The following is a 7617-nucleotide window of genomic DNA, read 5'->3' on the forward strand; positions in this document are numbered from 1 at the left end:
TAGAAACTTTAGAGAAACAAGCTCCCAAGACAAGTCCCTGTGTCATCTTCAGCTATTGGGCAATTTGCATGCTTATGAAATTGTGGGCATAAAACCACTATGCACAAGCGTATATTTAAGTATACTTGTACAAACAAAAACAGAAGTCGAGCTAAACATCTATTTTCATGAAACGATATTCCAATTTTACTACTAACATTTAAATAAGTACAGAGTAAGGTGAAATCTTAGGGGGCATCACTATTGGCGCAAATACTAAAAACACTCCTTCTTTCTATGATAACTCTATCTATCGCCATTTCTTTGGTGAAATTTCCTGATCAATCATTAGAAGCAAGTATACGTGGTTTAAATCTTTGGTGGGAAGTAGTTTTCCCTTCCTTACTTCCATTTTTTATTATTGCAGAATTACTGATTAGTTTTGGTGTCGTCCAATTTATTGGCATTCTGTTCGAACCGATTATGCGCCCTCTATTTAATGTACCAGGAGTAGGCAGTTTTGGCTGGTTTATGGGAATGGCGAGTGGCTACCCTACCGGGGCTAAAATTGGTGCTCGACTAAGAGAAGAAAAGCAGCTAACGAGAATTGAAGCAGAGCGATTAGTATCCTTTACAAATGCATCAAGCCCACTTTTTATTTTCGCCGCCATTTCAGTAGGGTTTTTTCAAAATACTTCTTTAGGGGTACTGCTGGCAGTATGTCATTATTTAAGTAATACATTCGTTGGGATTTGCATGCGATTTTATGGAAAAAAGAAGGACAAAACAAACCAAAACAAAAGAAAGGAATCATTCAAATATTCGGTACGTAAAGCTTTTACAGCGATGCACCGCGCAAGAATGAACGATGTTCGACCTCTTGGGGAGGTTTTAGGAGACGCTGTTATTCACTCTGTCAAAACCTTAGTAGTGGTCGGAGGATTTATTGTTCTATTTTCGGTATTAACGAAATTGCTTTTCTTAAGCGGAATATCTACATTTATAGCTCATTTTTTAGGGAGATTATTAAATTTCGCATCTATATCCAAAGATTTTGGACTTCCATTACTATCTGGTCTATTTGAAATAACAATTGGTGTTCAAAGCATCTCTGTTGTTCAAGATACGTTGCTAATACAAGCTGTGTTAGTCAGTTTTATTCTCGGTTTTAATGGTTTTTCTGTGCAAGCACAAGTAGCCAGTATTCTGGCAAAAACCGATATCCGGTTTGCACCGTATTTTTTTGCACGTATTCTTCATGGCGTATTCGCTAGTATATTAACGATTTTGTTCTACAAGCCTCTGTATATTGATAGGAAAGTTTTTGATATGGAAGTAGTTCCAGTAAACCATGATATATCCGAAAACAAGTGGCTTTTAATTCTGGAAAATTTGGCAGCGAGCGGACCATTACTCACCATATCCTTTGTTGGAATTTCAATTATTCTTTTATGCTATCGAAGAAAAAAATAGGGTAATCATAACTCCTACCAATAGATTCATAAGAAGTAATAACGGATGCACGAGTAAGAAGGCAATGCTTTTTCAGATTAAAAAGAGGTTCGACACAAAACCTCCCACCTCAACTTTCCGATATAATAATTACGGATAAGAAGTTTATTCTTTTGGAGGGGGAGGTCTTCCTAAATTTCATTAGCAATGGTGGGGAATTAATAATCTCTTTTTGTAGGTAACTACGAGAGAGAATGATTATTTGAATTTAAGTGCTAACGCTTCTTCAACCGCTTTGGGAACCATGTCACTAACATTAGCACGATATTTTGCAACTTCTTTAACAATACTTGAGCTCAAAAATGAATATTGATTATTCGTCATCATAAAAAAAGTTTCAATATCTTCATAAAGTTGTCTATTCATCGACGTGATTTGCATTTCATATTCAAAATCACTAACTGCTCGCAAGCCACGTATAACAGCTTGAGCGTTTTTTGATTTCGCATAATCCATTAGCAAACTGCTTGATGAATCAACAGTGACATTCGGTAAATGGCTTGTACACTCTTCTAATAATTTCATCCTCTCTTTTACTGTAAATAAAGGATCTTTTGATTGATTATTAAAAACAGCAACAATTACATGATCAAAAATTTTAGCTCCTCGTTGAATGATATCCAAGTGTCCATATGTTACTGGATCGAAGCTACCCGGACATATCGCCAATCTAGTCAAGATAAGCTCTCCCTTCTAATTAACTTTATAGATGGTTATACAAACTGTCCCCCCATAGTTTGCTTGTTTGACAATGGATAGACGAGGATGTGCAACAGGTAATTGTTCGGATGTAGCATGTTCACAATAAACCCATGTATTCGTAGCTACCAGTTCCAAGTCCAATAACTTTTGCAGAATTTTTTCAAGCTTCACCTTTCCGTAAGGTGGATCTAATAACACTAATTTGAAAGAAAAGCTACGCTTAGCAGCTGCGTGTAAGGCTCGAAAAGCATCTGCACGAAATACTTCAGACCGATCCTCAAGCTTTAACTTTTGCAAATTTTCATTTATGATATGTATCGCTTGTGGTGACTTATCGACGAAAATCGTTCGATCTATTCCTCGGCTTAATGCTTCTATTCCTAATCCTCCACTACCAGCAAATAAATCTAAGGCATACCCACCATTAAAAAAAGGTCCCATTATTTGAAAAACTGCTTCTTTTACTTTATCTGTCGTTGGACGAGTCAGATGACCGGGAACTGCTTTTAATTGTCTTCCCTTATATTCTCCAGCAATTATCCGCATTGCTTCACCTCCACGTTTACCATTATTCGACATTTATCCTACCACAAAAGCGCTGAAACGAAAAATAATAACGAGCGGATTAAAAATTAATGGGGCAATATGTATATTATTCATCGGAACGTCCATACTAGTGTAATGAATCAGCTATAGATTACTTTGGCTGTTTCATTAAACGGAGAAGACTTACCCTTCCCCATAAGTTCTTCTTCCGGTTTCTCCTCTCCCTTTGCCTTTTTGTTTTCTTTATAAGAAAACAAAAGGACCTGTAGAACTTTTTCTGCAGGTTTTTTCTTTTTGTAAAATAACGTAACAATATTCTGTGTTTTTTCTAATGATAAAGTAAAACTTCCATCAGCAGGGGTTTTCGTTCAATCCCCCAGTAATTGTTAGTACCATGATGGTATGACTTAAAGCCTGCTTACGAAATAGAGCATTTATCTGCTGGTATCTCTCAATTAGACTTGTTGTTGTAGTACAGTCTCACCCTACTCTTGAAGTGAGAGTCTTCCAGCACCTTATATATGGGATAACAAGCCGTCTTCCCTATATTCCCATTTTATAGTCATACTGTTTTGCTTTATCTGGTTTCGCATTTTCAAAATTTGTTTCAACAAAAGGTTTATATGATCTGTCAACTTTAGAAACAAAAGTAAACTTCAAAAGTTTTTTTTCAATTTTTTCTAATTCATCTTGATTTACGTAAATGACCGCATACTTTAGTTTTTTTGAACTATACAATAAATGACCGTATCGTTTGATTTGTTTTAAATTTTTCATATGTTGAAACCAAACAATTAAGCCTTGACGTTTTGTGCGCATTATTTTTAACCTCACTTACTATTTATCAGATAAATTATTAATGATGATTATTTATGCATCCATATTGTGACCATAAGGAGAAGAGATGGATGTTTGAATACAAATGATTTGTAGTCCCATTCATCAACAGATATGTTGTCTTCTCCTTATTTAGATCACATATCAGTAGCTTATGGAAGGAAACTTCCCCTATCCAAATCGCTATTTACTATATATAAAGGATTAGTATACTGATAAAGCAATTATACAGCACAGCCGCAGCCGCCGCCACTTCCGCAACCACAGCCACTATCACTTAAAGCCGCGCCGTCTTTAGGAACTTTGATTTGTTCACTAACACTATATGCTAGATATTGACTAATTTCATCCAATAATTGCTGTAAATTGCGCTCAGCGATTTTAAAAGAAGCTACTTTCTCATTCATATCCATTTCGCGCTTTACTTTCCGTACTTCCTTCATAATTGTATTGTAATCTGGATGATATCTGCCAAATCGCTGTACATCCTCATATTGCTCCTTAATGGATGAAAAAGCTTGAATAAGCTTCTGAGCCTCTTTATCTTCTTGTAATTCTTTTTGAGAATGACGATAGGCTTCCATGACATCAGAATCCAAGATCATTTTTCCTAACTCCTCTGAATGATCGAGGATTGCTACATAGTCCATTGTCGCTATCATCCCATACACCTCCCACTTCATAGTACCATTTTTTATAGCCTGTGAACATATTTAATCCTTCATTGCTCCAGCAAACTGCATCAACATTCGAACCATCTGCAAGTGATTATTTACCTTCTCTACGCGTTGAGGAAAGGTTTTCCCATAAAATTGTTTGGCTTCCTTTTTCATTTCTGATAATAAAGAGGGGTCCCGAGATAAGTAGCGATACCAAACCGGATTCATCCGAACGAATTGCAATAATTCCGGGTGCTGCTCTAAATAGTTATAACATAACGGGTCCATATTTATGCTCCTTAATCACGAAACCACCCCATACGTTCATTCGTTGGCTGTTTCGTATCCTTTGTTTGTTTAAATTGGGAAATAATTTCCTGAATCGTAGTAACAGATGAGCTAAATTGCTCCACTTGCCGTTGGATTTTATCTAAGTCCATGGATTCTGCCATTTTTAATAACTGGCTAAATAATTCCTTATTATTTTCATTCGTAGAATTATCGTCTTTCTTTTTTTTGTTTTCGTTTGTATCCGCTTGTTTAAATTTGTCCCAATAAGGATCATCCTCACCTAGTAATGCCCATTTCTCGTACATATCTTGCCATGGTTTTCCGCTTTTTCGAACATCCTCTATTAATTTCGGATGTTTATTTATGAATTGCTTGAAAGCAGTTACGGAAGGGTGTAAATGCCGTTCACTCATTTGAATTCACCTCTTTTTCACATAGTCATATGTACTAATTAGTTTATGTCTATTATGAACGCTTGTGATTAATAGCTTTTTGTATAATGAATCGCAAATTAAGGTTTTAAGTCAACGTTGATGAGACTGAAGATTTAGCTCACTCCCATTTATTATTTTATCTTGCTGTCTTTCCACCGGGAATCGCCCCCCTTTTTTATAAGATAAAAAGCATAAAATGAAGTACTTAGGGATAACGAAATAACCAGATAACCACGTCCGGATCCATCGCCCACAACGGTGGGACTTTAAAAATTCGCCCTACGGCTTGTTCATACCGGCAAATGATATGGGCCGCTTACGAAATAGGACATTTAGGTGCTGTTATCTCCTGCTTAGACTTATTACAGCTCCAGATTATCAACTCTTGAAGCGGAAGTCTTACAACACCTTAGATGCGGGACCAAACGAAGTAAAGAAGATATTAGAATTCTAATTACTAGCAGCCCCTTTACTTGGTTTGAGGTAATTCAAGCTTAACAAGAATGGAGTTGGCTTGTTTTTATTTATCTAACTTTTTTCTACACCCCAACATATATTTTAGAGGCTTATTCTTAACCCTTAACTCCAACAAATATTGGTATAGCCTAAATTAAAAACCGACTAGAAGCAGTCATCAAATACTGCTTCTAGCCGGTTTATCTTGCTAGGCGATCATGGTAACTTCTGTTTTATGCTTAGAATGCACCTTTTTCACATCATGATGGTAGCATTACACCACTCAAAATTCAGAAATCAATTTAATTCTAAAAAGGCTTGGCCAAGAAGTTTTGTGTATAGTATAGACGATAAACGCCGACACCTAAGTGTGTGTATTTTTCACTTAATAATGCTTCGCGGTGACCTTCGCTATTTAACCAGCCTTCCATTGCAGCAGCTGCGTCTGGATATTGTGCAGCAATATTTTCACCAGCTGCTACAAAAGAAACCTTTCCTTCGTCAAGGCGTTCCTTCAGCCCTCTTCCATCTTGACTTGAATGAGAAAAATATTTATTTACTGCCATATCTTTACTGTGTAAAAAGGCAACTTCACCAACTGATTTTTCCCACTGCAACATTTCTTTATCCCGTTGTTGACGCATAATATTCGTAATATCGAATATTTGTCGTTCCATTCCAGCTTCAATTTTAGCCCACTGATCATCATCTAAGCTTGGCTTTTTAGGAAGCTCTCCTCTATACTGTATTTCATAAGGCTGATGCTTTAATAATGTATCGATATCTAATATGCGCACAGAGGATAGCTGCTGTTGAAATGTATCGAAATAAAGCTGCATAAATATAGAATCGGAAATCTTTACTAATGGGCGTGTTTTTCTGTCATCCGCATTAAGTTTAAAGGTATAAGAGGCAAGCCCATTTCGATAATTTACTTCTTCAGAAAATGTGAAATGATTTTGCACCTTTTCATAGCTGTCTCCAATTGCTACAGGTTTTATATTCGTTCCTTTACCAGTAGCATAAATCGTGTGAATAGTACCGTCTATAATTCCAAATTGAATGTATTGGTCTTTTTTATTTGTATAAACCCACCACGTATAACCGTAAGCGCTGAGGTCCTTTCTAACTGGTTCTCCAAGTTCTTTTTGTAACTGATCATCTGACTTCCCATACCATTGAAATATATCACCCTCTAAAGCAATGTCTGGTCTTTCTTCCGGCACATTTTTCGTTTTAAGCAATTGCTCCTTTTCTTTCACAGTCTCGGTAATCGTTTGCATGGTTTCTTGTGGTGATATTTCATTACTTTCTAATAAATAAAAACCGACTACGGCGACTACAGCTAATAATAAAAGATTTCGTATAAATCGCATTATTCGTTTCTCCTTTTTATACGATATATATGTTTCATTTAAAGTATCATGCTAGTTATTCTAATATTTTACTGTATCATAATAAAAAATAGAACATACCGCAAATATTTGCATAAACTATGCCTTTTTCATTGAAAGTTGCTATATTTCATACTAATATAGTATAGTGAGGATAACAAGGTGAGGTGGGGAAAATGAAATTAGAAAATACTGGGTTAGAAGACGTAAAGATTGACTTAAAACCGCTTGATCATGTAACGGCAAAACACGCTTTTATTCGGGCAGGGCAATGGGACTATGAGCGAGTTACCTATGATTATCGAATGGATTCTGAAGAGAAAAATATTACATACTATATTCGAGTTCAAGGCTATGCTATAGAAGGTGACGTCGATCGTGGAAACGCCGTCATTCAACTAATGACGCCTTTATTAGGCAAACATTACTATCCACATGGCGTTGAATATGGAGAAGAAGAAAATTTTCCAAACGATTTAGTGGAGCGTGCTAAGAATCTTATCAGTAAATTAAAAACAGAAATTGACCAGCTAAAGCAATGAAACCATTCATTTGCTTGTATGCTGAAACTTTAACTCAAACCGACTACTCCCTATGAACAAGATAGTCGGTTTTTCTTTGTAGTCTAGGAAATTACACTAGCGTTGCATAAACTTTTTATTTCAAAGTCAAGCGAAAATATATTGTTCCAAAATTGGGAATAATGGGAGTTTTCACTACAAAAATCCATAAAAAACCTTATAATAAGGGAATGGTAGTCCTGTCCAAATCCCAAATTATAAGGAGTCATACATGGACAATCATACC

At 36.0% G+C, this 7617-nt stretch carries 9 protein-coding genes; 2 read left to right on the forward strand and 7 right to left on the reverse strand.

Annotated features, from left to right (window positions below):
* Window positions 1–243: 243 nt before the first annotated feature.
* Window positions 244–1452 (forward strand): sporulation integral membrane protein YlbJ, encoded by a 1209-nt coding sequence (gene ylbJ / locus D1839_RS03320; protein WP_183030193.1) that lies wholly within the window; start codon window positions 244–246, stop codon window positions 1450–1452.
* Between the two features lie 237 nt (window positions 1453–1689).
* Here the strand turns inward: ylbJ and coaD are convergent, their stop codons facing one another.
* The 7 genes from coaD to D1839_RS03355 form a co-directional block, all read right to left on the reverse strand.
* The gene (gene coaD / locus D1839_RS03325; RefSeq protein ID WP_050352636.1) at window positions 1690–2169 is read right to left on the reverse strand and encodes a pantetheine-phosphate adenylyltransferase; all 480 of its coding nucleotides are present in this window, start codon (window positions 2167–2169) and stop codon (window positions 1690–1692) included.
* 15 nt (window positions 2170–2184) lie between these two features.
* Window positions 2185–2739: a 16S rRNA (guanine(966)-N(2))-methyltransferase RsmD gene (gene rsmD / locus D1839_RS03330; RefSeq protein ID WP_120378464.1), complete on the reverse strand. Its 555-nt coding sequence runs from the start codon at window positions 2737–2739 to the stop codon at window positions 2185–2187.
* Between the two features lie 543 nt (window positions 2740–3282).
* Entirely contained in the window at window positions 3283–3558 is a 276-nt protein-coding gene (locus D1839_RS03335; protein ID WP_120378465.1) for a YlbG family protein, read from the reverse strand.
* 242 nt (window positions 3559–3800) lie between these two features.
* Complete coding sequence (locus D1839_RS03340; RefSeq protein ID WP_120378466.1) at window positions 3801–4238, reverse strand: YlbF family regulator; 438 nt, start codon at window positions 4236–4238, stop codon at window positions 3801–3803.
* Between the two features lie 51 nt (window positions 4239–4289).
* Window positions 4290–4523 carry a YlbE-like family protein gene (locus D1839_RS03345; RefSeq protein ID WP_120378467.1) on the reverse strand — a complete coding sequence of 78 codons (234 nt, stop codon included), beginning with the start codon at window positions 4521–4523 and terminating at the stop codon, window positions 4290–4292.
* An 11-nt stretch (window positions 4524–4534) separates the two neighbouring features.
* Complete coding sequence (locus tag D1839_RS03350) at window positions 4535–4939, reverse strand: YlbD family protein (protein WP_120378468.1); 405 nt, start codon at window positions 4937–4939, stop codon at window positions 4535–4537.
* A 785-nt stretch (window positions 4940–5724) separates the two neighbouring features.
* Window positions 5725–6792, reverse strand: coding sequence for a CAP domain-containing protein (locus D1839_RS03355; RefSeq protein ID WP_120378469.1), 1068 nt, complete (start codon window positions 6790–6792; stop codon window positions 5725–5727).
* Between the two features lie 194 nt (window positions 6793–6986).
* On the opposite strand from D1839_RS03355, the gene D1839_RS03360 reads away from it, so the two are divergent.
* Window positions 6987–7352 carry a YugN family protein gene (locus tag D1839_RS03360; RefSeq protein WP_120378470.1) on the forward strand — a complete coding sequence of 122 codons (366 nt, stop codon included), beginning with the start codon at window positions 6987–6989 and terminating at the stop codon, window positions 7350–7352.
* Window positions 7353–7617 lie beyond the last annotated feature (265 nt).

It is taken from the genome of Roseburia sp. 1XD42-34, assembly GCF_009917385.1.
Classification (GTDB): domain Bacteria; phylum Bacillota; class Bacilli; order Bacillales; family Amphibacillaceae; genus Virgibacillus.

Bases quoted from the DNA above. Each gene is read 5' to 3' on its own strand.
- rsmD (WP_120378464.1), bottom strand. From the start codon at position 2,739: ATGCGGATAATTGCTGGAGAATATAAGGGAAGACAATTAAAAGCAGTT.
- D1839_RS03335 (WP_120378465.1), bottom strand. From the start codon at position 3,558: ATGCGCACAAAACGTCAAGGCTTAATTGTTTGGTTTCAACATATGAAA.
- D1839_RS03340 (WP_120378466.1), bottom strand. From the start codon at position 4,238: ATGATAGCGACAATGGACTATGTAGCAATCCTCGATCATTCAGAGGAG.
- D1839_RS03345 (WP_120378467.1), bottom strand. From the start codon at position 4,523: ATGGACCCGTTATGTTATAACTATTTAGAGCAGCACCCGGAATTATTG.
- D1839_RS03350 (WP_120378468.1), bottom strand. From the start codon at position 4,939: ATGAGTGAACGGCATTTACACCCTTCCGTAACTGCTTTCAAGCAATTC.
- D1839_RS03355 (WP_120378469.1), bottom strand. From the start codon at position 6,792: ATGCGATTTATACGAAATCTTTTATTATTAGCTGTAGTCGCCGTAGTC.
- D1839_RS03360 (WP_120378470.1), top strand. From the start codon at position 6,987: ATGAAATTAGAAAATACTGGGTTAGAAGACGTAAAGATTGACTTAAAA.